Annotated in this window: 23 protein-coding genes; 11 read left to right on the top strand and 12 right to left on the bottom strand. The window is 66.8% G+C overall.

What is annotated here, in order from left to right; translation table 11 throughout:
- Together ACN9MV_RS19830 and ACN9MV_RS19825 are read right to left on the bottom strand one after the other, a co-directional pair.
- Positions 1-1,356 carry a sensor histidine kinase gene (locus tag ACN9MV_RS19830; protein ID WP_426389112.1) on the bottom strand — a complete coding sequence of 452 codons (1,356 nt, stop codon included), beginning with the start codon at positions 1,354-1,356 and terminating at the stop codon, positions 1-3.
- On the bottom strand, positions 1,353-2,027 hold the full coding sequence (locus ACN9MV_RS19825) for a response regulator transcription factor (RefSeq protein WP_093073278.1): 675 nt from the start codon (positions 2,025-2,027) through the stop codon (positions 1,353-1,355). Before ACN9MV_RS19825 ends, ACN9MV_RS19830 begins: the two co-directional genes overlap by 4 nt.
- A 141-nt stretch (positions 2,028-2,168) precedes the next feature.
- Here ACN9MV_RS19825 and ACN9MV_RS19820 point away from each other — a divergent pair, with 141 nt between their 5' ends.
- From ACN9MV_RS19820 to ACN9MV_RS19810, 3 genes are read left to right on the top strand one after another with little or no spacing between them, the layout of a single operon-like run.
- Positions 2,169-2,873 carry a phosphatase PAP2 family protein gene (locus tag ACN9MV_RS19820; protein ID WP_426389111.1) on the top strand — a complete coding sequence of 235 codons (705 nt, stop codon included), beginning with the start codon at positions 2,169-2,171 and terminating at the stop codon, positions 2,871-2,873.
- Positions 2,860-3,462: a phosphatase PAP2 family protein gene (locus ACN9MV_RS19815; protein ID WP_426389110.1), complete on the top strand. Its 603-nt coding sequence runs from the start codon at positions 2,860-2,862 to the stop codon at positions 3,460-3,462. The genes ACN9MV_RS19820 and ACN9MV_RS19815 overlap by 14 nt, the downstream gene beginning before the upstream one ends.
- 46 nt (positions 3,463-3,508) lie before the next feature.
- Positions 3,509-5,260 (top strand): phosphoethanolamine transferase, encoded by a 1,752-nt coding sequence (locus tag ACN9MV_RS19810; protein WP_426389109.1) that lies wholly within the window; start codon positions 3,509-3,511, stop codon positions 5,258-5,260.
- 10 nt (positions 5,261-5,270) lie between these two features.
- On the opposite strand, the gene ACN9MV_RS19805 is transcribed toward ACN9MV_RS19810, so the two are convergent.
- The 5 genes from ACN9MV_RS19805 to eat all read right to left on the bottom strand — a co-directional run bounded on the left by ACN9MV_RS19805 (position 5,271) and on the right by eat (position 10,894).
- Positions 5,271-5,852 carry a peroxidase-related enzyme gene (locus ACN9MV_RS19805; protein WP_426389108.1) on the bottom strand — a complete coding sequence of 194 codons (582 nt, stop codon included), beginning with the start codon at positions 5,850-5,852 and terminating at the stop codon, positions 5,271-5,273.
- A 57-nt stretch (positions 5,853-5,909) separates the two neighbouring features.
- On the bottom strand, positions 5,910-7,178 hold the full coding sequence (locus ACN9MV_RS19800) for a haloacid dehalogenase-like hydrolase (protein WP_426389107.1): 1,269 nt from the start codon (positions 7,176-7,178) through the stop codon (positions 5,910-5,912).
- 101 nt (positions 7,179-7,279) lie between these two features.
- Positions 7,280-8,062, bottom strand: a complete 783-nt coding sequence (gene eutC / locus ACN9MV_RS19795; protein WP_426389106.1) for an ethanolamine ammonia-lyase subunit EutC — start codon at positions 8,060-8,062, stop codon at positions 7,280-7,282.
- Complete coding sequence (locus ACN9MV_RS19790; RefSeq protein WP_354338241.1) at positions 8,059-9,453, bottom strand: ethanolamine ammonia-lyase subunit EutB; 1,395 nt, start codon at positions 9,451-9,453, stop codon at positions 8,059-8,061. The genes eutC and ACN9MV_RS19790 overlap by 4 nt, the downstream gene beginning before the upstream one ends.
- A 13-nt stretch (positions 9,454-9,466) precedes the next feature.
- A complete protein-coding gene (gene eat / locus ACN9MV_RS19785; RefSeq protein WP_093055605.1) occupies positions 9,467-10,894 on the bottom strand; it encodes an ethanolamine permease in 1,428 nt (475 codons plus the stop codon).
- A 170-nt stretch (positions 10,895-11,064) separates the two neighbouring features.
- On the opposite strand from eat, the gene ACN9MV_RS19780 reads away from it, so the two are divergent.
- The gene (locus ACN9MV_RS19780; RefSeq protein WP_176928807.1) at positions 11,065-11,433 is read left to right on the top strand and encodes an FKBP-type peptidyl-prolyl cis-trans isomerase; all 369 of its coding nucleotides are present in this window, start codon (positions 11,065-11,067) and stop codon (positions 11,431-11,433) included.
- A gap of 3 nt (positions 11,434-11,436) precedes the next feature.
- On the opposite strand, the gene ACN9MV_RS19775 is transcribed toward ACN9MV_RS19780, so the two are convergent.
- On the bottom strand, positions 11,437-12,189 hold the full coding sequence (locus ACN9MV_RS19775; RefSeq protein ID WP_093176259.1) for a glucose 1-dehydrogenase: 753 nt from the start codon (positions 12,187-12,189) through the stop codon (positions 11,437-11,439).
- Between the two features lie 124 nt (positions 12,190-12,313).
- Between ACN9MV_RS19775 and ACN9MV_RS19770 the strand changes: the two genes are divergently transcribed.
- Positions 12,314-13,231, top strand: coding sequence for a LysR family transcriptional regulator (locus ACN9MV_RS19770; RefSeq protein WP_426389105.1), 918 nt, complete (start codon positions 12,314-12,316; stop codon positions 13,229-13,231).
- A gap of 13 nt (positions 13,232-13,244) precedes the next feature.
- Here the strand turns inward: ACN9MV_RS19770 and ACN9MV_RS19765 are convergent, their stop codons facing one another.
- The 3 genes from ACN9MV_RS19765 to ACN9MV_RS19755 all read right to left on the bottom strand — a co-directional run bounded on the left by ACN9MV_RS19765 (position 13,245) and on the right by ACN9MV_RS19755 (position 17,876).
- Positions 13,245-14,843, bottom strand: coding sequence for a glucan biosynthesis protein (locus ACN9MV_RS19765; RefSeq protein ID WP_426389104.1), 1,599 nt, complete (start codon positions 14,841-14,843; stop codon positions 13,245-13,247).
- Between the two features lie 174 nt (positions 14,844-15,017).
- A complete protein-coding gene (locus ACN9MV_RS19760; protein WP_093176254.1) occupies positions 15,018-15,860 on the bottom strand; it encodes a class I SAM-dependent methyltransferase in 843 nt (280 codons plus the stop codon).
- Positions 15,861-15,992: 132 nt separating this feature from the next.
- Positions 15,993-17,876: a sigma-54-dependent Fis family transcriptional regulator gene (locus ACN9MV_RS19755; protein WP_426389102.1), complete on the bottom strand. Its 1,884-nt coding sequence runs from the start codon at positions 17,874-17,876 to the stop codon at positions 15,993-15,995.
- Between the two features lie 215 nt (positions 17,877-18,091).
- Here ACN9MV_RS19755 and adh point away from each other — a divergent pair, with 215 nt between their 5' ends.
- From adh to ACN9MV_RS19740, 3 genes are all read left to right on the top strand, one after another.
- Complete coding sequence (gene adh / locus ACN9MV_RS19750; RefSeq protein ID WP_093055619.1) at positions 18,092-19,612, top strand: aldehyde dehydrogenase; 1,521 nt, start codon at positions 18,092-18,094, stop codon at positions 19,610-19,612.
- A complete protein-coding gene (locus tag ACN9MV_RS19745; protein ID WP_093176248.1) occupies positions 19,612-19,989 on the top strand; it encodes a DUF779 domain-containing protein in 378 nt (125 codons plus the stop codon). The genes adh and ACN9MV_RS19745 overlap by 1 nt, the downstream gene beginning before the upstream one ends.
- 218 nt (positions 19,990-20,207) lie before the next feature.
- Positions 20,208-20,774 carry an NADPH-dependent FMN reductase gene (locus tag ACN9MV_RS19740; RefSeq protein WP_093055623.1) on the top strand — a complete coding sequence of 189 codons (567 nt, stop codon included), beginning with the start codon at positions 20,208-20,210 and terminating at the stop codon, positions 20,772-20,774.
- Between the two features lie 11 nt (positions 20,775-20,785).
- On the opposite strand, the gene ACN9MV_RS19735 is transcribed toward ACN9MV_RS19740, so the two are convergent.
- Entirely contained in the window at positions 20,786-21,703 is a 918-nt protein-coding gene (locus ACN9MV_RS19735) for a LysR substrate-binding domain-containing protein (protein ID WP_093055624.1), read from the bottom strand.
- A gap of 128 nt (positions 21,704-21,831) precedes the next feature.
- On the opposite strand from ACN9MV_RS19735, the gene ACN9MV_RS19730 reads away from it, so the two are divergent.
- From ACN9MV_RS19730 to ACN9MV_RS19720, 3 genes are read left to right on the top strand one after another with little or no spacing between them, the layout of a single operon-like run.
- Positions 21,832-23,007: a CaiB/BaiF CoA transferase family protein gene (locus ACN9MV_RS19730; protein ID WP_426389101.1), complete on the top strand. Its 1,176-nt coding sequence runs from the start codon at positions 21,832-21,834 to the stop codon at positions 23,005-23,007.
- The gene (locus tag ACN9MV_RS19725; RefSeq protein ID WP_426389100.1) at positions 23,004-23,987 is read left to right on the top strand and encodes a hydroxymethylglutaryl-CoA lyase; all 984 of its coding nucleotides are present in this window, start codon (positions 23,004-23,006) and stop codon (positions 23,985-23,987) included. The genes ACN9MV_RS19730 and ACN9MV_RS19725 overlap by 4 nt, the downstream gene beginning before the upstream one ends.
- Positions 23,984-24,364, top strand: coding sequence for a VOC family protein (locus tag ACN9MV_RS19720; RefSeq protein WP_093055629.1), 381 nt, complete (start codon positions 23,984-23,986; stop codon positions 24,362-24,364). Before ACN9MV_RS19725 ends, ACN9MV_RS19720 begins: the two co-directional genes overlap by 4 nt.
- Positions 24,365-24,387: the final 23 nt, after the last annotated feature.

Here is a 24,387-nt window from a genome sequence, read left to right as displayed (position 1 = left end):
TCAGGCCGGTCGCAGCACGATGCGTGCCTCGAAGCCGTGCGCCGCGCTTACGGGCGGCGACGAGAGTTCGAGCTTCGCGCCGTGCTTCTCGACTATGGTGCCCACGATCGAGATGCCCAGACCATAGCCCGCGCGGTCGGAGCTGTGGCGCACGTGGCGCTCGCGCAGGGTTTCGAGCTGCGCGGGGGTAACGCCGTGGCCGGTGTCGCGCACGGCCAGGGTGCAAGGCGACATCACCTCGATGACGACGCGGCCGCCGCCGTAGCGCAGCGCGTTCTCCACCAGGTTGCGCAGGGCAATTGCGAGAGCATCGACGTCGCCGAGGGCCAGTGGCACGACGCTGTCGGGCACCTTGAGCATGAGTCGCTCGGCATTCTGCGGGTCTTGCCAGAACTCCTGCGCCACGGTGCCGGCAAGCTGCACCAGGTCGACCCGCGTGCGCGCGAGCGAGGCGCCCGATTCCGCGCGCGACAGCTGCAGCAGCTTTTCGGTGCGATGGCTGAGGGTGCGCAGCGCATCGAGCGCGGCCTGCACGTCGTTGCGCTGCAGGTCGTGCTCCAGCGCGGTCTGCAGCCGCAGGCGGGCGGCGGCGAGCGGCGTGCGCAGCTCGTGCGCGGCATTGGCCGCCAGGGCGCGCTCCACGTCGAGCGAGTGAGACAGCCGCTCCAGCAGCCGGTTGACGTGATCGCCGACAGTGCGCAACTCCTTGGGCAACCCGCCGGGCAGGGCAATCGGGCTCAGGTCGGCGCCGCTGCGCTTCTCGATCTCGCCGGCCAGATCCTGCAGCACCCGCAGCTCGGTGCGCGCCACGTTGCGCAACACCAGCGCAAGCAGCGGCAGCACTGCGCCGAGCGGAATGATCAGGCCGAAGAGCGTGCGGTTGAGGGCGTGGCGGCGTTCGTCGAGCGGGTCCGCCACCTGGAAGAACAGGCCCAGCGTCGGGTGTCGCACGGTGTAGATGCGCCAGGTCGGGTTGTTCGCGAAGCCGGCGGCCAGCGGCACGTCGAAGGTGTCCGCGGGCGCCTCGGCGGAGCGCAGCATCACATGCTCGTGCAGATCGACGATCTGGTAGATCACCGCGTCTTCCGAGAACAGCTGCTTGGGCGCGATCAGCGGTTCGCGCGGCGGCTCCTGGCCCGGGTGCTGCAGCTTTTCCAGTTCCTGCACCGCCATCGCGAACATGCGGTGCGAGACCTCGACCAGTTCGTTGTCGAAGTTGTGGTTGATCTCGCGGTCCACATACCAGACCACGGCGAACACGCACAACAGCCACACGCCGCCGACCCAGACGATCAGCGTGCGGGTCAGCCGGCCGGCGAGCGAGTCGCGGCCGGCCGCGAAGCTGGAGGCACTCATTCGTCGTCGTCCGCGGAGAACGACAGCCGGTAGCCGAGGCCGCGCAGTGTCTGGATGTGGCTGCGTCCGAGCTTGCGCCGCAGGCGGCTGATGAAGACTTCGAGCGTGTTGCTGTCGGCCTCGTCGCCGAAGCCGTACAGCGCATCGGCGAGGTTCTCGCGCGTGTGGATGCGCTCGGGCCGCGTGGCCATGACGCGCAGCAGCGCCCATTCCTTCTGCGTCAGCGTGATCGGCGAGCCGTCCTTGCGCACCATGTCGTGCGCCAGGTCGATCTCGAGCGTGCCGAGGTGCAGCACCGGCGAACTGCTGGAGCTGCGGCGCCGCTCGACCGCGCGCAGGCGTGCAAGCAGCTCGGCGGGGTCGTAGGGCTTGATGAGGTAGTCGTCGGCGCCGGCGTCCAGGCCGCGGATGCGGTCTGTTACCTGGTCGCGGGCCGTCAGCACGATGACGATGGGGCGCTCGGGCAGGGCGCGGATCTGCGGCAGCAGCGAGAGGCCGTCTCCGTCGCCCAGATGCAGGTCGAGCAGCACGGCTGCGTACTGCACCGAGAGCAGGGCGCCGCGCGCGTCGGCCAGGCTGGGCGCCACGTCGACCACGAAAGCCTTGGCCAACAGATAGCTGCAGACGGCATCTGCCAATGCACTGTCATCTTCGACCAGCAATATGCGCACGCATGTCTTTCCAAGAAAAATTGCAGTCTAGCGTCACCGAGTTGCACCGGGCCTTTCAGTCAGGTTCGGTTCATCTTGCTTCAGGCTCGGTTCATTCCGCAAACGTAGGCTCGCGACTGTTTTTCAGTCCTGCCTTCGTCCATGACTCGCTTTCCCAATTTTCGTCTGGGGGTTCTGACCCTTATCGCACTGGTTGCACTGATGGCGTGGGACGCGACGGGCGGGGATCTGATGCTGGCGCGCATGGCAGGGTCCCACATCGGGTTTCCCCTGCGCGACAGCCCCTTCATGGTTCATGTGATGCATGAGGGCGCCCGTGACCTCAGCTGGGTGCTCGTGATCACGCTGTTCGCCGCGATCCGCTGGCCCTTCGGCCTGCTGCGCCGCCTGAGCACAGGCAGCCGTGCCCAGTTGGCCCTGACCGTGCTGCTCTCGGTGATTGCGGTCAGCGTGCTCAAGCATGCCAGCCACACCAGCTGCCCCTGGGATCTGCAAGAGTTCGGCGGCATGGCGCGCTACGTGTCGCACTGGTCGTGGGGCGTCGACGACGGCGGGCCCGGCGGGTGCTTCCCGGCCGGCCATGCTTCGGCGGCCTTTGCCTATGTGGGCGGGTATTTCGTGCTGCGCCGGGTGTCGTCCCGCGCTGCAGCAATCTGGCTGGGGGCGGCGATGGTTGCAGGGCTCGTGCTGGGTGTGTCACAGCAGCTGCGCGGCGCCCACTACATGAGCCACACGCTCTGGACGGCCTGGGTCTGCTGGGTTGTGGGCTTTGCCATCGAAGTGGCGGTAACGCGCTTCGGTTCGCGCGCATTGAGACCGGCGGTGCCCGCACATGCAGGACCTTGATTTCGCGCTGTTCAGGCTGATCAACGCGGGCATGTCGGTACCGGCATGGAGCCTGGGCTTCGCAGAGTTCTCCTCCGACCTGCTGCCTGCTCTGTTGACGCTCGCCATCGGGGTCTGCGCATTGTTCAGCCGGCGCTGGCGCTATGCGCTGTTCACGGTGCTGATGAGTGTGCTGGCCGTGTGGCTGATCGTGAACATGATCCGCACGGTGGCGCCGATTCCCCGGCCCGCGTTCTATGGCCTGGGCATCCAGTGGGTGCCGCAGGGTGCGCGGCCCGGCTTCCCGAGCCTGCATGCGGCCGGCACCTTTGCCGCGGCCTTTGCGCTCTGGTGCCTGCCTTCTCGCTGGCCCATGCTGGCGGCGCTGCTGGTGGCCGCCGTGGTGGCGTGGAGCCGGGTGTACCTGGGCCTGCATTTCCCCTCCGACATCGTGGCGGCGGCGATGCTGGGCGCGGTGGTGTCGATCGTGGTGGAACGCGGCATCAGCCGGCCGCTGAGCCTGGCCGTTTCCAGCGGTGCTTTCGTGACGCGGCGGCGCGCGAGGATGAGGATGCTGAGGATGCGCAGGGCCAGCCTGAACACTGACTGAATAGTCAGTTCAGGCTCCCTTCAGGCGGGCTCGTTACATTCGCCACATGTCTGTTTCGCGAATCGCTCCCGCCCCATTGCAGCGGGTGGGTACTTCTGACTCCAAAACGCCACACTCGCCTGCCTTCGGCAGCCCGTGGGTGCGCTTCAATCTCTGGCTGGAGCGGCCGCGTTCGGCCGCCGTGGTCGTCCTGTGGCTCAGCCTCTACCTCGTCCTGACCACCAACTGGCCGCTGTGGAACGAGTTGGCCCGCATCGGTGGTGCGCCGAGCACCTACATGTCGACCATCGTGGTCATGAGCCTGCTCACGCTGTGCGGCTCGGCGGCCATGCTGTCGCTCACAGCCTGGTCACGCTGGATGAAGCCGCTGTGGCTCGCCGTGGTCGTGCTGGCCGCGGTGGTGCAGCACTACATGCTCGAGTACCGCGTGGTGATGGACCCGACCATGATCGCCAACGCGCTGCAGACCGACCCGAACGAGGCGCGCGACCTGCTGAGCTGGCGCATGGCCTTCAACGTGGGCGTGGTGGTGCTGCCTGCGGCCTGGTTGCTGTGGCGGGTGCGCGTCGCGCCGATGGGCATCCTGTCGAAGCTATGGCGCAACGTGGCGCTGCTGCTGCTGTCGGTGGTCGTGGCGCTCGGCGCGGCGGTGTCCATGAACCGCGAGCTGGCGCCGCTGATGCGCAACAACGTTCATCTGCGCTACATGATGAACCCCATCGCAACCCTCTATTCCACGGGTTCGCTGCTCATCAAGCCGCTGTTCAAGCGTAGCGGCAAGCTGATTCCGATCACCGCCGGCACGGCGCTGGGGGCGAGCTATGCGGCCCAGACCAAGCCGCCGCTGTTCGTGGTGGTGGTGGGCGAGACGGCCCGCGCCGACCACTTCGCCCTCAACGGCTATGCGCGCGACACCACGCCCGAGCTGGCCAAGCGCGGCGTGCTGAGCTACCGCGACGTGCATTCCTGCGGCACCAATACGCTGGCCTCGGTACCGTGCATGTTCTCGCCGCTGGGCAAGCAGGGCTACGAATCGCGCAAGGACGACTACGAGAACCTGGTCGACGTGCTGCAGGCCGCCGGGCTGGCCGTGTTCTGGCTCGACAACCAGGCTGGCTGCAAGGACGTCTGCACCCGCATTCCGAACGCCTCGGCCTTCGACGGCCTCGATGCCGCCACGAAGAAGGCTCTGTGCGACGGCGACGAATGCCTCGACGACGTGATGCTCAAGGGCCTGGACGAGCGCATCGCCGCATTGCCGGCCGAGCGCCGCGCCAAGGGCATCGTGCTGGTGATGCACCAGATGGGCAGCCACGGCCCGGCCTACTACAAGCGCTCGGCGGCCGATGTGAAGCGCTTCCTGCCCGAGTGCAAGACCAATGCGCTGGCCGAGTGCGGCCACGCCGAGTTGATGAACGTGTACGACAACTCGATCGTGCAGACCGACCGCTTCCTCGGCCAGACCATCGACTGGCTCAAGGCGCAATCGAAGCAGTACGACCCGGCCATGCTGTACGTGAGCGACCACGGCGAGTCGCTCGGCGAGTACGGCCTGTTCCTGCACGGTGTGCCCTACAGCTTCGCGCCTGAGGCGCAGAAGCACGTGCCCATGGTCACGTGGTTCAGCGAAGGCATGAGCGAGCGGCGCAAGCTCTCGCGCTCGTGCATGGAGGCGGGGCTCGATGCGCCGCTCACGCACGATAACCTGTATCACACGGTGCTTGGCGTGATGGACGTGACCACGCCCACCTACAAGCCGGCACTGGACGCCCTCGCATCCTGCCGCGCGAAGGCCTGAGCGGGCCCGGCTACTTCTTCTCGCGGGGCAACCGCCCCATGAGGAAGAACTCGTTGTTCGGCTGCATGCCGCTGAAGCTGGCCAGGCGGTTGCTCAGGCCGAAGAAGGCGGTGATGGCCGCGATGTCCCAGATGTCCTCGTCGTCGAAGCCGTGGGCGTGCAGCGGCGGAAAGTCGCTGTCGTCGATCTCGTGCGAGCGGTCGCAGACCTTCATCGCAAAATCGAGCATCGCGCGCTGGCGCGGCGTGATGTCGGCCTTGCGGTAGTTCACCGCCACCTGGTCGGCCACCAGCGGCTTCTTCTCGTAGATGCGCAGCAGCGCGCCGTGCGCCACCACGCAGTACAGGCACTGGTTGGCCGCGCTGGTGGTAGTGACGATCATCTCGCGGTCGCCCTTGGTGAGCGAGCCTTCTTCCTTGAGCATGAGCGCGTCGTGATACGCGAAGAACGCGCGCCACTCGGTGGGGCGGCGCGCGAGGCCGAGGAACACGTTCGGCACGAAGCCGGCTTTTTCCTGCACGGCGAGGATCGCGGTGCGGATGTCCTCGGGCAGGTCTTTCAGTTCGGCAAGGGGGTAGCGGGCCGTTGTCATGTTGTCTCCTGGTGTTCGATGCCAGGATCATAGGCAACCGCCCGCGGTGCGCCGCGTTTACTTCAGCGCCTTGCCCTGTGCTGCACCCAGCGGCGTGTGCAGCTGCGAGGGTACCCACGAGCCCGTGTTGTCGTCGCGCCCCTGCAGCAGGTAGCGCGTGTCGGCCTTGCCGTAGTTCTGCACTGCCATGGCCGAGAACTTGCCGATGTCGGTCTTCGGGTCGCGCAGGCGATTGACGATCAGCACCTTCTTCGTGTCTGCAAAGTCGGCCATCATGTTCTGGTCGCCTTCGCTGTCGCCGGCCACGAAGCTCGGGCCGTAGCCGTACTTGCTGACCAGGAAGCGCTGGATGTTCTTCGTCTTACCCGGGCCCTGCGTCTGGTCGTAGCCGCGGCGGAACTCGGGCTGGATCACGCCGCTGGCATCGCGCTCCAGCTCCATCGCGAGCACGCGCTCGGGCGGATTGTTGTAGCCGAAGGCGGGGTTCGACGAGATCTCCTTGATCACATCGACGAACGATGCCGAGCACACCCACACGTCGAAGCCCGCGTTGCGGAAGGCGGCATACAGCTCCTGCATTTCGGGCTGCAGGCGCAGGCCGTTCTTCCAGCTCACCGAGACCACGCCCGCGCGGCCCGGCAGCGCGGTGGGCGAAGTCCACTTGACCTTGGCGACCGGCTCCTTCAGCTGCCATGCCACCGTGTCGGCCGTGAGCTTGCGCACCTGCGCCTCGGTCATGCCGGCAAAGAGGTACGTGACCCACGGGTAGGCCGTGTCGTGGTCGAAGGTGTCGCCGATGGCTTCGTACAGGTAGCGCACCTTGGTGGTGAATGCGCCGTAATGCGGGCTCAGTGCCACCACGGCCAGCGACTGGTCGCCTTTCAGGCCCTTGTAGTTCTGGTAAAGCCAGGTGTAGCTCGCGACGATGTCGGGCACCACGCGGTCGATGTTCACCGGTTGGCCGGCCGCGTTGTTGTACGCGGGCAGGAAGTCTTTCTTCGGGATGTTCTTGCGCAGCGCCACTTCGAGCTGCGCGGGCGTGGCACCGAAGACGAGGTTCTCGAGCTGGTAGATGAGCGAGGCCTCTTCGATGTCGAGGAAGACGCTGGTGTTGTCCCAGTCGAACACCACGTACGGCCGCTTCGCGGCGTTGTAGCCCGGGCTGCCCTTGCCGAGGCTGGCGATCAGGCCCTCGATCTGCGCACGATTGAAGGCGTCCCAGTGGCCGGGCGAAAGGGCCGGCCCCGCGGAGGACGACAGGCTGGCACAGCCGGCCGCAGCCATCGCAGCGGCAATTGGCGAGAGAAGAAGGAGGCGACGTTGCATTGCTTTTTTCCTGTTTGAGTGCATGCGTTGGACAAAAAAAGACGATGACGAGCGTACGAAGCGCTCGTGACAGTTCCGGCGTTGCCGCTTGTGGGTTGTGCTCAGCGCGCGAGCGATGGCGCCTGGCGCTGTTCAAGCACCGCGAGATCGCTCTCGTCCTTGAGCCCGATGCCGGTCAGTCCCCTGCGCAGGGACTCTCGCATCAGCCATGCCAGCTTGAACGCGGCCACTTCGTAGGGCAGGCCTTCGGGGCGCACGTTCGAGATGCAGTTGCGCTCGGCGTCGTGCCGGCCGCGCTTTGGCGAATGGGTCAGGTAGATGCCGAGGCTGTCGGGCGAGCTGAGGCCCGGGCGCTCGCCGATCAGCATGACCGAGAGCGCCGCGCCGAACAGTTCGCCCACTTCGTCGGCCAGCGCCACGCGCGCCTGCGTGGCGATGACCACGGGGGCAAAGCTCGTGTCGGGCGGCAGGTGCGATCGCAATGCCGCGAGCAGCGGCACCGTATGACGCGCCGCCGCGAGCGAGGAGAGCCCGTCGCCGACCACCACGCAGACATCGCAGCCATAGCGCCGGTCGCCGAGCAGGCGCGTGGCGGCGTCTTCATCGAGCTGGCGCCCGAGGTCGGGCCTGCGCAGGTATTCGATACGGTCCGCGGCGCGGCTGCGTGCGCGTGCGACCTCCCAGCGCTGCGCGGTCAAGGCGGCTTCGAGCGCATCGACGTCGAGCGCGGCGTGGATCGCGTCGCGGGCCATCGCATGCGCCCATCCGAAGCGCAGTGTCTCGTCGGTCGGCATGCCGGCGCCGGCGCGGCCCAGTGCCAGCCGCGCGGGCGTGGCCGAGCGCCATTGCGCCCATGGGTTGGGGGTGACCGGTGAATCGCTCATGACGCGAGTGCGGACAGCCCGCTCATGTCGGCCAGCAGCCGGTTGGAAGAGGGCGGTGCCAGCTGGCCGGCCGCATTGGTGATCTGCATGCGCTGCAGCCACGCTTCGAACTCCGGCGCACGCTTCAGGCCCAGTGTTTCGCGCAGGAACAGTGCGTCGTGGAAGGAGGTGCTCTGGTAGTTGAGCATCACATCGTCCGCGCCCGGGATGCCCATGATGAAGTTGATGCCCGCCGTGCCCAGCAGCACGAGCAGCGTGTCCATGTCGTCCTGGTCGGCCTCGGCGTGATTGGTGTAGCAGATGTCGCAGCCGATGGGCAGGCCCAGCAGCTTGCCGCAGAAGTGATCTTCGAGCCCGGCGCGGATGATCTGCTTGCCGTCGTACAGATACTCCGGCCCGATGAAGCCGACGACAGTGTTGATGAGAAAGGGCTTGTAGCGCCGCGCCAGCGCATAAGCGCGCGCCTCGCAGGTCTGCTGGTCGACGCCGAAGTTGGCGTTGGCCGAGAGCGCGCTGCCCTGGCCGGTCTCGAAGTACATGACGTTGTCGCCAATGGTGCCGCGCTTGAGCGACAGCGCCGCCGCGTAGGCCTCGTCGAGCAGCTCGGGCGTTACGCCGAAGGAGAGGTTCGCCTTCTCGGTGCCCGCGATCGACTGGAACACCAGGTCCACCGGCGCGCCGGCCTCGGCCAGCTTGAGCGTATTGGTCACGTGCGTGAGCACGCAGCTTTGCGTGGGAATCTCGAAGCGCTGGATCACCTCGTCGAGCATGCGCAGCAACTGGCCAAGCACCGGCATGCTGTCGGAGGCCGGGTTGAGGCCGATCACCGCATCGCCCGCGCCGTAGAGCAGGCCGTCGAGCGTGGAGGCCGCCACGCCGCGCAGGTCGTCGGTCGGGTGGTTGGGCTGCAGGCGCACGGCCAGGTGGCCGGGCAGGCCGATGGTGTCGCGAAAGCGCGTGACCACGCTGCACTTCTTCGCGACCGACACCAGGTCCTGGTTGCGCATGATCTTGGACACGGCCGCCACCATCTCGGGCGTGAGGCCCGGCGCAAGCGCGGTGAGCGTGGCGGTGGTGGCAGCCTCGGACAGCAGCCAGTTGCGGAAGTCGCCGACCGTGAGGTGCGACACCGGCGCGAAGGCTTGCGCGTCGTGGCTGTCGATGATGAGGCGCGTGATGTTGTCGCTCTCGTACGGAATCAGCGCTTCAGAGAGGAACTGCTTGAGCGGCGTGTCGGCCAGCACGTGGCGCGCGGCCATGCGCTGCTGCGCGGTGGCCGCGCCGATGCCCGCGAGGTAGTCGCCCGAGCGCGCGGGGCTTGCGAAGGCCATGACCTGCCGCAGGTCTTCGAAGGCGAAGACCTGGTCGGCGATGGTGGTGCGATACAGCATCTTTCTTCAGGTGTCAGGCGGAGGTCGTCGAAGAAGACAGCATCTCGTCGGGCGCGGCCGCTTTGCGCTGCGCCGATGTCAGCAGGAAGTAGCCGTACGCCGCGGCCATCAGCACGATGAACAGCAGCGTGAGCATGCCGTTGAACCACACCATCGCACCCAGACACACCACGCCGAGCCCGAGCGCGATGGCCGGGAACACCGGGTAGAAGGGCGCGCGGTAGGTGCGCAGCAGGTTCGGCTCGGTGCGGCGCAGCTTGAACAGCGCGGCCATCGAGATCAGGTACATCACGATGGCGCCGAGCACGGCCATGGTCACGATGTTGGCAGTGAGCGTTTGGCCGCCGAACTGCACCCACTCGTCGCTGAAGATGGCAATGACGCCGATCACGCCGCCGGCCAGCAGCGCGCGGTGCGGTGTGTCGAAGCGCGGGCTCAGGCCGGCGAAGTAGCGCGGCAGGTAACCGGCGCGCGCCAGCGCGAAGATCTGGCGCGAGTAGCCCATGATGATTCCGTGGAACGAAGCGATCAGCCCGAAGAGGCCGATCCACACCAGCATGTGCAGCCAGCCACTGTTGTCGCCCACCACCGCCTTCATGGCTTGTGGCAGCGGGTCGTTGATGTTGGCGAGCTTGCGCCAGTCGCCCACGCCGCCCGCGAAAATCATCACGCCGAAGGCCAGCACCACCAGCGTGACGATGCCCGTGGTGTAGGCGATGGGAATGGTGCGGTGCGGGTCGCGCGCCTCTTCGGCGGCCATGGCCGCGCCCTCGATGGCGAGGAAGAACCAGATCGCGAACGGTATGGAGGCGAAGATGCCCGAGATGGCCGCGCCGTTCAGCACGCTGCCGCCGGCCCAGCCGTTGGCCACGAAGTTGGCCATGGTCCAGCCCGGCGTGACCACGCCCATGAACACCAGCAACTCGACGATGGCCAGCACCGTCACGAACAACTCGAAGGCCGCCGCGATGCCCACGCCGACCCAGTTGAGCGCGATGAAGATCACGTACGCGCCCAGGGCGAACCACTTCGGGTTGATGCCCGGGAACTGCACGTTGAGGTACGCGCCGATGGCCAGCGCGATGGCCGGCGGCGCGAAGACGAATTCGATCAGCGTCGCAAAGCCCGCGACAAAACCGCCGTTGGGTCCGAAGGCGCGCCGCGCATAAGCAAAAGGACCACCCGCATGCGGAATGGCTGTGGAGAGCTCGGTGAAGCTGAAGATGAAGGTGGTGTACATCGTGGCCACCAGCACCGTGGCAACCAGGAAGCCGAGCGTGCCGGCCGTGTTCCAGCCGTAGCTCCAACCAAAGTACTCACCCGAGATGACGAGGCCCACCGCAATGCCCCAGAGTTGCACGGGGCCGAGCACTTTCTTGAGATGGCCGGTGCCTGTGTGGGCCGGCGCTGCTGCGCCTGTGCTGGCTTCGGTGGAGTTCATGCGGCTTCCTCTCTGCGTGAATGTTGACAGTGCACATTCAGCAAAGCAAGGGCCGTTCCAACGAGGCCGGCATGGGCCGATATGGGCCGCTGGCCATAATCGGGGCCTCTCAACCTTCGAGGTGTTTTGTGAAGTCTCTTTTCTGTGCCGCTCTCGTGTCCGTCTTTGCAATGCCCGCCGCGTTCGCGCAATCTGCGCCCGTGACCACGCCAAGCGGCCTGATCTACCAGTCGATCAAGGAAGGCACCGGCGCTTCGCCTGCGGCCACCGACGTGGTCAAGGTTCACTACCGCGGCACCTTCCCCGACACGGGCAAGGAATTCGACAGCTCCTACAAGCGCGGCGAACCCACCGAGTTCCCGCTCAACGGCGTGATCCCGTGCTGGACCGAAGGCGTGCAGAAGATGAAGCCCGGCGGCAAGGCCAAGCTGACCTGCCCACCGTCGATTGCCTACGGTTCGCGCGGCGCCGGCGGCGTGATTCCGCCGAACGCCACGCTGAATTTCGAAGTGGAGCTGGTGTCCGTCACCAAGCGCTGATCGTCAGATCTGCGCCATGCCGCCGTCGACGAATAACTCGACGCCGTTGACGAAGCTGCTGTCGTCGGAGGCCAGGAACACCACGGCCTTGGCGATTTCGTCAGGCGTGCCGACCCGGCCCAGCGGGATGTTCTGGGTTTGTCCCTCGACGAAGCCTTGCACCTGTTCCGCCGTGAGGCCCAGCAGGTCGTAGGCGGGGGTCGGCACCACGCCCGGGCTCACGGCGTTCACGCGAATGCCGGCGTCCTTCAGGTCCACCGTCCAGCTGCGCGCAAAGCTGCGCACCGCCGCCTTGGTCGCGCTGTAGACGCTGAAGGCCGGGTTGCCCTTGATGCTGGTGATCGATGCGTTGAGCACGATCGACGAGCCCTTGGGCATCAGCGGCAACGCCTTCTGCACCGTGAAGAGCAGGCCGCGCACGTTGGTGCCGAAGATCTTGTCGAAGTGTTCCTCGGTGATCTGCCCCAGCGGCAGCAGGCTGCCGCCGCCCGCGTTGGCGAACAGCACGTCGAGGCGGCCTTTCTCCTGCTTGATGGCAGCGTAGAGCCGGTCGAGGTCTTCGAGCTTCGACACGTCGCCGAGCACGCCGGTCACGTTGCGCCCGATGGCTTTCACGGCCGCGTCGAGTTCGGCCTTGCGGCGGCCGGTGATGAACACGTGCGCGCCTTCGGCCACGAAGCGTTGCGCGGTGGCCAGGCCGATGCCGCTGGTGCCGCCGGTGACGAGGGCGATCTTGTCGTCGAGCTTGAGGGTCATGGTTTCTTCCTTGGTGGTTGCTGCAATGCAGCGTTGTCGATGGAAGGAAGTTTGGGCGCGACCCCCACGCGGACCAAGACGGCGCGCGGGATTTGTTTGTTTCCGGATCACTAATAATCCGGCGATGGACCAGATCACCGCCATGCGCGTGTTTGCCCGCGTGGTCGAGGCCGGCACCTTCACGCGCGCCGCCGACTCGCTGCAGATGCCCAAGCCCACCGTGACGAAGATGGTGCAGCAACTCGAAACGCACCTGCGCGTGAAGCTGCTGCAGCGCACCACGCGGCGCGTGACGGTCACGCCCGAGGGCGCGGCCTACTACGAGCGCACCGCGCGCGTGCTGGCCGAACTGGAAGACATCGAGTCCGACCTCACCAACGCACAGGCCAATCCGCGTGGGCGGCTGAGGGTGGACGTCGGCTCCTCGCTGGCCAACATGATCCTGATTCCGCAGCTGCCGACGTTCCATGCGCGCTATCCCGAGATCGAACTCGAGATCGGCGTGAGCGACCGGCCGGTGAACCTGATCGGCGATGCGGTCGACTGCGTGATCCGTGCCGGCGAGCTGACCGACCAGTCGCTCGTGGCGCGCCGCATCGCGACCTTGCCCTTCGTGACCTGCGCCACGCCGGCCTATCTGGAGCGCCACGGCGTGCCGAAGACGCCTGCGGACCTCGGCGACGGCACGCATCGCGTGGTGGGCTACTTCTCGTCGCTGAGCAACCGGCCGATTCCGCTGCGCTATGGGCGCGGCGAGGAGCGCATCGAGATCCACGGCCACACCGTGGTGGGCGTGAACGAGAGCACGGCGCACCTGAGCGCGATGCTCACCGGCATGGGCGTGGCGCAGACCTTCGATGTGATAGCCGCGCCCTACCTGGCCAGCGGCGCGCTGGTCGAGGTGCTGCAGGGCTGGGCGCCCGAGCCGTATCCCCTGCACGTGGTGTACCCGACCAACCGGCACCTGAGCGCCAAGCTGCGCGTGTTCGTGGACTGGGCGGTGGAACTCTTCGCGCCCTACAACAAGGTCGGCAAGCGCTGAAGCGCCTGCGGTTTCAGCCCGGCTGGTACTGGTACAGCCAGGTCTCGGTCAACGTCTGGTCGCCGTTCTTCATGTACATGCGCATGTCGATCGGCTCGTTGCCCTCGGGCGTGAAATCGAACTGCGCGCGCCAGTGTCCCGGCACACCGTTGGGCACGGCCTCGGCGAAGACGTACGAGAACTTGCCGCGCGCCGCCGTCAGCATCACCTCGGGCTTCACGCCGAAGGGCACGGCCTGCAGCGGCTGTCCGATGAACTCGACCATGAACTTGCGCACGCCCTGCGGACGCGGCTGGCCCGGCTGCCCGCCGCGCCCGATGCGCGTGGCCACGCAGCGCGCGAGCGGCGACGGAAAGGGTTCCTGATCGGTCCAGTGCAACCGGTATTGCAGGCTGTAGCTGGCCCCGGCCTTCGCATCGGCCTTGGGCACCCAGAAGGCGACGATGTTGTCGTGGATCTCGTCGTCGGTCGGAATCTCGATGAGCTGCACCGAACCCTCGCCCCAGTCGCCCAGCGGCTCGATCCACAGGCTCGGGCGCTTCTCGTAGTTCACGCCGTCCTGGTAGTGGTCGAAGGCGCGATCGCGCTGCAGCAGGCCGAAGCCGCGCGGCTTGGTGTCGGCGAAGGCCGAGGCGCGCGTCTGCGTGGGGTTGTTGAGCGGGCGCCAGATGCGCTCGCCCGCGCCGTTCCAGATTGCGAGGCCGTCGGAGTCGTGCACCTCGGGGCGCCAGTCGATGGCGGTGGGCTTGATGGTTTCCGAGTACCAGTACATCGACGTGAGCGGCACCAGGCCCAGGCGCGACACGTCGCGGCGCAGGAACATGCGCGCGTCGATATCCATGATGACGGCCTTGCCGCGCTGCATGATGAACTTGAACACGCCCGTGACGCTCGGCCCTTCGAGCAGCGCGTAGACCGTCATCGACGTGGTGTTGTTGGCGGCCGGTGTCTCGAAGTAGAAGCGCGTGAAGGTCGGAAACTCCTCGGGCTTGTCGGGCACTGCCACGTCGAGCGCAAGGCCGCGCGCCGACAGGCCGTATTGGTAGAGCTCGCCGATCGCGCGAAAGTACGAGGCGCCGAGGAACGCGACCCAGTCGTTCTTCTGCCAGTCGAGCTTGCTCTGGTCGCCCAGGCGGCTTTCCTGCAGGCGAAAGCCCGCAAAGCCTGCGCCCGGCGGTAGCGCGCGCGCGGGGCTGTCGGGCGGCATCGAGAAATAGGTGGGGCTGTAGAGCACCTCGCGGGAAAATGCGTCGCCGTCGGTGTTCTCGAGCACGTGCATGCGCACGGGCGTCTGGAAGAAGCGCCCGAGGTGGAAGAAGGTAACGGGGAAGGCGCCGGGCCCGTCGCGGAAGAGGGCGTTGGCGGGGTCGAACTTGATCTTGCCGTGCGCGTCGTAGTCGATGCGGTCGAGCACCTCGGGCGCCAGTGGCGCGGCGGCTGCATAGGGCTTGGCGGCGAGCGACTTCGCCTGTGCGATCAACGCGTCGAAGGAAAAGGGCGTGGGCTGGCTCAGTTGCAGCCCGTTGGCGGCCAGTGCCTCCTGGGGCAGTCCGAGGGCGGCGAGTGCGGCAGCGGCACCACCGGCGGCAAGGAAGGATCGGCGATCAAGCATGTGGTTCTTGAGGGTTGCGAATCTTGAGGGGGAAGAAAGAAAAGCAGCGAAGACGATAGAGCATTCTCCGCGACCGGGAACAGCTGGTAGCTTGACCTGGCCCGGGGCCGCACCGCGTCAGCCATTCCGCGCAGCGCGGGCCGGACAAAGCCGGCACTTCACAAAATTGTGCGTTTATGTATCGGCGACGTCCGTCGCCTTCAGCGCGTAGAGCGCATACAGCGGCACCCCGAGAAACAGCATGACCATCGGGGCGAACAAGGTGTAGGGCAGGCCGATGCCTTCCAGCACGCGGTAGGTGTCGGTCAGCTGCAGGCGCGGATGGGGCTGCGTCAGTTCGGTAGAGCGACGGATGCCCCAGAGAAACTCTGCACCGGTCGTGCGCACCGACGGATGCTGCCTTCCGCGCCCCACCGCAAGCCAGCACATGGCGTCGAAGGCCAGCATCGAGCCTGCGGGCGCGCGTTCGCCGAAGGTGGCGAGCACCGCCTGCACCTGCTCGGGCTTCAGGTACATCAGCACGCCTTCGGTGAACAGGAACACCGGCGCAGCGTTGCGCTTGCGCGGCAGGCCCAGCTGTTCCCACCAGTCGGGCGCGGTCAGGTCGAGCTCGCGCAGGTCGTGGCGTTCATTCGTCTCGGGGATCAGCTCGCGGCGCATTTCGAGCACCTCGGGCAGGTCGGCGTCGGTCATGTGGGACTTGCCGTCGTCCAGCCACTGGAAGTAATGGCTAAGGCCGCAACCCATGTTCACCACGCGCCCGCCGGGGTGCTGCTTGAGGAAGTCCTGGGCCAGGCTGCGGAAGCGGCGGGTGCGCGAGAGGATGCTGTAGATGGTTGCCCGGTCTTCCGGCAGCGCATGGCCGTCGTCGCGGATCTGCTCCAGGATGCCCGCGGCGTATGCGTCCCGCACGGCCACTTGCGGAAACATCGCGTCGCCCGAAGCCCGGGCGGCCAGGGGAATCCGCAAGGTCGAAGGAACGGCCGACAGGCGCCGTGCACGTCTGCCGGTGGTCATGGATGCGGAAGAGAGGCCATGCACAAAGTCTGGCCGCTCCGGCATTGCGGGGCAAGTCAGTCTTTGGTTATGCCGGCGGGTGAGAAGCGCATGTCTGCGCAGGCACGCGCCTTCAGCCTGCGGACTGCCCAGTCAATGTGCCTCGGGCTTGCCGCGCTGGCGCGCAAGATGGCGATAGATGGTGCTGCGGTGAACATCCAGCCGGCGGGCGGCCTTCGCCACGTCGTGATCGCAGGCCTTGAGTGCCTCGTCGATGGCGTGGCGTGTGATGCTCATCAGCGGTTCGGCGTACGGCAGGGCATGGGGCGTCGCGTCGTCGGGCGGCGAAGTCCACGCGCCGACCAGATGCGCGGGAAGCATGGCCGCCGTCACCGAATCGCCCACATCGGCCAACGCCACGACCGCACGCAGCGTGCTGCGCAGCTCCCGCACATTGCCCGGCCAGCGGTAGGCGGCCAGCGCTTCGAGCGCATCGCTCTCCAGCCGCAGGTGCTTGGCCGCGCCGCCCGCCTCGAGGAACAGCCGCGAGATCAGCGCGTGCCGGTCGCCGCGCTGGTGCAGCGGCGGCAGGGCGACTGTGAACCCTGCCACGCGATACATCAGGTCGGCGCGAAAGCGCCCGGTCTCCACCAGTGCCGGCAGGTGGCCGTGCGTGGCGCAGACCAGGTCGAAGTCCACCGCCACGCCCTGGCCGCCGCCCAGCGGCGTGACAACGCGCTCTTCGAGCACGCGCAGCAGGCGCGTCTGCAGGGGCAGCGGTATCTCCGCGATCTCGTCGAGAAACAGCACTCCGCCGTGGGCCTCGCGGATGCGGCCCGCCATGCCCTTTCGCTTTGCACCGGTGAAAGCGCCTTCCTCGTAGCCGAACAGCTCGGACTCGATCAGTGTTTCTGGCAGCGAGGCGCAGTCCACTGCCACGAAGGGCCCCGCACTGCGCCGGCTCGCGGCATGCAGGCGGCGCGAGAACACTTCCTTGCCGCTGCCTGTCTCGCCGTTGACCAGCACGGAGACGCCTTCATTCAGCACCCGTACAGCCTTGTGCAGCAGCGGTTGTATATCGTCGGCTTCAGTGGTCATGCCCGGGGGCGACGTGGCGTGGCGAGTGGTGGTACGCGCTGTGTCCGGCGTGTTCGAACGCTCCATCACCATCGCGATCTGCCGCCCGCCCGGCAGCGTCAGCAGGTTGCGCCGGTGCTCCATGCGCGGCCAGTTCGCGCCGAGAAAAGCTTCGGCGTCCAGGTCGAGCAGGCCGTCCCATGAGCGGCCGAACAGTTCGAGCGCTACACGGTTGGCTGCGACGATGCGCCCGCCCTCGATCACCATCAGCCCCTCGCGCGCGGTGCCGATCAGCGCCGGCCGCGCGTGGAAGCGCAGCACGTGGCCGCCGGCCTCGGCCAGCATCATGCGATGCTCGACCTGCTGCGCCGCCATGCGCACCAGCCCCAGCGCATGCGTGTTCACCCGCACCGTCTCGCCAGAGATATCGAGCGCGCCCGCCAGTTCGCCGCGCCCGGTGAAGATGGGCGCCGCCGCACAGCCGAGCGCGCCGTTCTGCGCCAGGTAGTGCTCGCCGCCCAGCACCATCAGCGCTTCTCGCTCTGCCAGCGCCGTGCCGATGGCGTTGGTGCCCCGGTTGTGCTCCGACCATTCCACGCCGGGCTGCAGCGCAATGCGCTCGGCCTTGGGCAGGAAGTCGGCACTGCCAACCTCTTCGAGGATCAGCCCGCTGGCGTCCGACAGGATCACCACGCAGCCATTGCCGACCGCATGCTCGGCAAGGCCGTCGAGCTCGGGCTGCGCGCAGTTCAGCAGCCGCATGGCCTGCTCGCGCCGTTCGCTCAGCAATGCCAGCGCCATCGGCTCGGGGTCGATCACATGGTGGTCGACCGGGCGGCTGCGCTGCCAGGAACGCGAGATGTGCGGTGCGATCCACGGCGCAGGGTCGCGGCCCTGCGCGAAGAACAGCTCGCGGGCCTGATCCACTCCGATCGATGGCAAATGCGCTTCACCACTCATGCGTGTCTCCGATAGGTTTTCGCCTTGTGCGACATCCTAGTCGCCATATTCGCGCGAACATGTCGCAGATTGCGAATGAAAACCCGCTCCGGCATCGGTTTGCAGTGCGCAGGTGCCTAGGGAATGTCCCGATCCGGCCGGGTATGTGGCTTGCGGTAGTCCATGCGGGCCGCCGCATGTCGTGGCGCCACTACCTTGCATATGGAGACAAAGTCATGGACATGCTCGAACCGGGCAAATTCGGTACCGCGGTGCCGTTCAAGAAGCGCTACGGCAACTACATCGGCGGCGAATGGGTCGCGCCGGTGGACAACCAGTACTTCGAGAACATCACACCCGTCACCGGCAAGGTCTTCTGCGAGGTGCCGCGCTCCACGGCGGCCGACATCGACCGCGCGCTCGACGCCGCGCACAAGGCCAAGGGCGCCTGGGGCCGCACCTCGACCACCGAGCGCGCCAACATCCTGAACAGGATCGCCGACCGCATGCAGGAAAACCTGGCGGTTCTGGCGGCCGCCGAAACCTGGGACAACGGCAAGCCCATCCGCGAAACCACGGCGGCCGACCTGCCGCTGGCCATCGACCACTTCCGCTACTTCGCCTCGTGCATCCGCTCGCAGGAAGGCGGCATCAGCGAGATCGACCATGAAACCTTCGCGTACCACTTTCACGAGCCCATCGGCGTGGTCGGCCAGATCATTCCCTGGAACTTCCCGATCCTGATGGCCGTGTGGAAGCTGGCGCCAGCGCTGGCAGCCGGCAACTGCGTGGTGCTGAAGCCGGCCGAGCAGACGCCGGTGTCGATCCTGGTGCTGATGGAAATCATCGGCGACCTGCTGCCGCCGGGCGTGCTGAACGTCGTCAACGGCTTCGGCGTGGAGGCGGGCAAGCCGCTGGCGTCGAGCAACCGCATCGGCAAGATCGCCTTCACCGGCGAGACCACCACCGGCCGGCTGATCTCGCAGTACGCGAGCCAGAACCTGATTCCGGTCACGCTGGAGCTGGGCGGCAAGTCGCCCAACATCTTCTTCGCCGACGTGATGGACAAGGACGACGGCTTCTTCGACAAGGCGCTCGAAGGCTTCACCATGTTCGCGCTGAACCAGGGCGAGGTGTGCACCTGCCCGTCGCGCGCGCTGATACAGGAGTCGATCTACGACCGCTTCATGGAACGCGCGCTGAAACGCGTGGCCGCCATCAAGCAGGGCAGCCCGCTCGACATGGCCACGATGATCGGCGCGCAGGCTTCCAGCGAGCAGCTCGAGAAGATCCTGTCGTACCTCGACATCGGCAAGCAGGAAGGCGCGAAAGTGCTGATCGGCGGCGAGCGCCAGAAGCTCGAAGGCGACCTGGCCGACGGCTACTACGTGAAGCCGACCGTGTTCAGGGGCCACAACAAGATGCGCATCTTCCAGGAGGAAATCTTCGGCCCCGTGGTGTCCGTCACCACCTTCAAGGACGAGGAAGAAGCGCTCGCCATTGCCAACGACACGCTCTACGGCCTCGGCGCCGGCGTGTGGAGCCGCGACATGAACCGCGCCTTCCGCATGGGCAAGGGCATCCAGGCCGGCCGCGTGTGGACCAACTGCTATCACCACTATCCGGCGCATGCGGCCTTCGGTGGCTACAAGCAGTCGGGCATCGGTCGCGAAAACCACAAGATGATGCTCGACCACTACCAGCAGACCAAGAACCTGCTGGTGAGCTACAGCGAGAACAAGCTGGGCTTCTTCTGATGACCGGCGAAGTCCTGCGTGTCACCGCGACCGATGCCGCGCTCGCGTTGACCGACAGGCTCGCCGCAAAGCACGGCCCGCTGATGTTCCATCAGTCGGGCGGCTGCTGCGACGGCAGTGCGCCCATGTGCTACGGGCGTGACGAGTTCATCGTGGGCGACTACGACCGGCTGCTCGGCCACATCGGCGGCATGCCGTTCTACATCAGCGGGCCGCAGTTCGAGTACTGGCAGCACACGCAGCTGATCATCGACGTGGTGCCGGGGCGCGGCGGCATGTTCTCGCTGGAGGGGCCGGAAGGCTTGCGCTTCCTGACGCGCTCGCGGCTCTTCACCGACGAGGAGTGGGCAGTGCTGGAGGCCGAAGAGGCGAAGTAGCAAGGGGAAGGCAGGAGGGCGTTGCGCAGATAGACTGGGGCGTTTTTCGATCAATCTCCAAGGAGCACCCCGTGAAGATCAGCGCGCCCTCGAGTCCGGCCGCGCGCCGGACTTTTCCGTTTGAAGGAAATGTGGTTTCCGCGAAAACCACTTTCCCGGTGACCTGGCCGACGCCATAGTTGCCGACCACCAACCCCAGCACAAGAACAGGAAACCGAATGAGCACCCTCGACATCGTCGGCCTCTGCGGCAGTCTTCGCACCGGCTCCATCAACCGGGCCGCCCTGAACCTCGCAGGCTCGCTGATGCCCGAGCCGATGGCCATGGAGGTCGTCGAATGGCGCGAGGTGCCGGTGTTCGACGCAGACGTGTTCGCCAAGGGCTACCCGGCATCGGTGCAGGCGCTGCGCGACCGCATCCGCCGCGCCGACGGCGTGGTGATTGCCACGCCCGAATACAACTTCTCGATTCCGGGCGGGTTCAAGAACATGATCGACTGGCTCAGCCGCGGCGAAGACCAGCCCTTCGCGCACAAGCCGGTGGCCATCCTGTCGGCATCGCCGGGGCCGGTTGGCGGCGCGCGCGTTCAGTACGACCTGCGCCGCGTGCTGTTGTTCGTGAACGCGATGGTGCTGGCGAAGCCCGAGGTCTTCATCGGCGGCGCGGGCGGCAAGTTCGACGCGGACGGCAACTGCACCGACGAGACGACGCGCAAGTTCGTCGGCGACCAGATGAAGGCGTTCGAGAAGTGGATCGCGGCGGTCAAGCGGATGGCGGCTGGCTGAGTCTTCGCCCGCTAGGTCGATGAGGCGAGTAGCTGACGCACCAACAGCTGTGCAGCGGGCGAGAGCGTGGCCCCCATCTTCGTCGCCATCAGCAACCGCCGCGTGGCCCACGCATCCTTCAGCCGCACGACCTTCAGATCGAGCGCCGCAACCTGCGCCTTGCACGCGGCCAGCGGCACCACGCCGATGCCGAGATTCGCCGCGATCATGTGGCACATCGCATCGAAGCTGCGCACCTGCACGCGCAGGCGCATCGGAATGCCGGCCTGCTCCGCCGCGCGCGACGTGAGCTCCAGCAGCGAACTGCTGCGGTTCAGGCCGACGAATTCGTGCGCGAGGCAGGTCTTGAAGTCGACCTGCTTCACGCGGCTGCGCGCCAGCGGATGCTGCTTTGCGCACAGCACCACGAGCTCATCGGTCTGGAAGGGCGCGACGTCGAGTCCGTAGGCGGGCGTGTTCTCGGCGAACACGCCGACGTCGGCGAGGCCGTCAACCAGCGCGCGCACGATGTCGCCGCTTAACTGCTCTTCGACCTCCACTCGGATGTCGGGATGCTGCGCGAGAAAAGTCGCGAGCGTCGTGGGCAGGAACTCGGTCAGCGCCGACATGTTGGCCCACAGCCGCACGTGGCCGCGCACGCCGCTCGAATAGTCGTTGATCTCGTTGCTGAACTGCTCGAAGCCCTGGAACAGCCGCATCGCATGCTGCATCGCCACATGGCCGGCGGGCGTGAGCGCGATGCCTTGCGCGCTGCGTTCGAGCAGCTTCGATCCCGTTGCTGCCTCGAAGTCCGAAAGCCGCCGGCTTGCCGCCGACAGCGCGAGGTGGCACGCCTCCGCGCCCTTGGTGATGCTGCCCGACTGCGCGACCGCGCAGAACAGGCGCAGCGTCACGAAGTCGACACGGGCGGGGTTGATCGGGCTGGGCATCGGCGGATTCTAGAGAGGCGCGGCCACCCCTTCGCGTTTTGCGAAGGAGTGCTGCCGTCACAGCAATTCCGCCCGGCGCAATCTGTTCCTAGAGTCGGACCTTACCCAACAAGGAGACGGACGCGGACATGAATGCACTCGAAGGCCTGAAAGTGCTGGAGCTCGGCCAGCTCATTGCCGGCCCCTTCGCCGGCAAGACGCTGGCGGAGTTCGGCGCTGACGTGATCAAGGTCGAGCCGGCCGGTGTCGGCGACCCGCTGCGCAAGTGGCGGCTGCTGCGCGATGGCACTTCGGCATGGTGGGAGGTGCAGTCGCGCAACAAGCGTTCGGTGTGTCTCGACCTGCGCAGCGTCGAAGGCCAGGAGGCAGCGCGCGCGCTGGCGCTCGAGGCTGACGTGCTGATCGAGAACTTCAAGCCCGGCACGCTCGAAGGCTGGGGCCTGGGGTGGGAGCAGCTGCACGCGCTGAACCCGCGGCTGATCATGCTGCGCATCTCGGGCTATGGGCAGACCGGGCCTTATCGCGACAAGCCCGGCTTCGGCGTGCTCGGCGAATCGATGGGCGGGCTGCGTTATCTGAGCGGCGAGCCGGGTCGGGTGCCGGTGCGCGTGGGGGTGTCGCTGGGCGACACGCTGGCGGCGCTGCACGGCGTGATCGGCGTGCTGACCGCGCTGCACCATCGTATGGCTCATGGCGGGGAAGGGCAGTTCATCGACGTGGCGCTGTACGAGTCGGTGTTCAACGTGATGGAAAGCCTGCTGCCCGAGTACGACGCCTTCGGCGCGGTGCGCGAGCGCGCCGGCAGCGCGTTGCCCGGCATTGCGCCGACCAACGCCTACCGGTGCAACGACGGACACTACGTGCTGGTGGCCGGCAACGGCGACAGCATCTTCCGCCGGCTGATGCGGGCCATCGGACGCGCGGACCTGGAGAACGACGCGGAGCTCGTGCACAACGACGGGCGCGTGCGGCGCGTGGCGGAGATCGACGCTGCCATCGAGGCATGGACGCTGCAGCGCAGCCGCGATGAAGTGCTGGCCGCACTCGACGCTGCTGGCGTGCCGGTCGGGCGCATCTACACCGTGGCCGACATCGCGAGCGACCCGCAGTACCTGGCGCGCGGGATGATCGTTGAGGCTCCCACGTCTGACGGTGCCACGCTGAAGGTGCCCGGCGTGGTACCCAAGCTCAGCGCCACGCCGGGACGCATCGCGCACCCGGCGCCACGCCTTGGCGAGCACACCGGCGATTTGCAGGGCGCTGGCTGGCCAGCGCGCCGCGTGGAAAGCGGGCTCCTCGTATGAAGACGGGCAAAGGTATGCGGCTATTCATCAATGAGGTCGCCACCCGCGACGGCTTCCAGATGGAGAGCCGCTTCATTCCCACCGACGACAAGGTCGCGCTGATCGACCGGCTCAGCGGGCTGGGCTACGCCAAGATCGAAGTCACGTCGTTCACTTCGGCAAAAGCGATTCCGGCATTGCGCGACGGCGAGGAGGTGATGCACCGCATCGCCCGGCGCCCCGGCGTGGTCTATACCGCGCTGGTGCCGAACGTACGTGGCGCCGAGCGTGCGCTGGAAAGCCGCATCGACGAGTTCAACATCGTCATGTCGGTGAGCGAGACGCACAACCTCGCCAATTTGCGCATGACGCAAGAGCAGTCGTTCGCGCAGCTGGCCGGGGTCGTCGCGCTGGCGAAGCAGGCCGGGGTGCCGGTGAACGTGTCGCTCTCGTGCGTGTTCGGCTGCCCGATGGAGGGCGAGGTGCCGCTGGCAGCGGTGCAAGGCTGGATCGACCGTTTCGCCGCGCTGGAGGTGCAGGGCATCACGCTGTGCGATACGACTGGGATGGCCTATCCCACGCAGGTGCAGGCCCTCTGCGAGAACTTCATCGCGGTTCATCCCCAGATGGACTGGACCGCCCACTTCCACAACACACGCGGCATGGGCCTTGCAAACACAGTGGCCGCCGTCGAGGCCGGCATCCACCGGCTGGACATGTCGCTCGGCGGCGTCGGCGGTTGCCCCTATGCCCCCGGCGCGACCGGCAATGTGGCGACCGAGGACGTGGTGCACATGCTGCAGTGCATGGGCTACGACACCAGCATGGACCTGGACGGCCTGATCGCCGCCGCGGCCGAGCTGGAATCGCTCGTACAGCATGAGCTGTCGAGCCAGGTCTCGCGCGCGGGCCATCGGCTGACCCGGCACGCACCGCCCGCGGATCTCAATGACATCGTTGCCCGTGCCAAGGAGCGCGGACAGAAGGAGCTCCACCCGTGATCGACCACCTGGACCACCTCGTGCTGACGACTGCGCACGAAGAAGCCTGCACCCGTTTCTACGTCGATGTGATGGGCATGGCGCTCGAAAGCTTCGGCGCCGGCCGCAAGGCTTTTCGCTTCGGCAACCAGAAGATCAACCTGCACATCAAGGACCACGAGTTCGAGCCCAAGGCGCAGCTGCCGACGCCGGGGTCGCTCGACCTGTGCTTCATTGCCAGCGTGCCGCTCGAGGAAGTCATCGCGCGGCTGAAGGAGCACGACGTGCCGATCCTCGAAGGCCCGGTGATGCGTACGGGCGCTACATCGCGCATCCGCTCGGTCTATGTGCGCGACCCCGACCTGAACCTGATCGAGATATCGGAGCTGGCGCCCTGACGGTGCGGGCCCGAAGACAGCAA

The sequence above is a fragment of the Variovorax sp. R-27 genome, assembly GCF_049913215.1.
In the GTDB taxonomy this organism is placed as follows: domain Bacteria; phylum Pseudomonadota; class Gammaproteobacteria; order Burkholderiales; family Burkholderiaceae_C; genus Variovorax.
The sequence above is the reverse complement of the archived record's forward strand: the minus strand, read 5'-3'. Positions and strand labels throughout refer to the sequence as shown.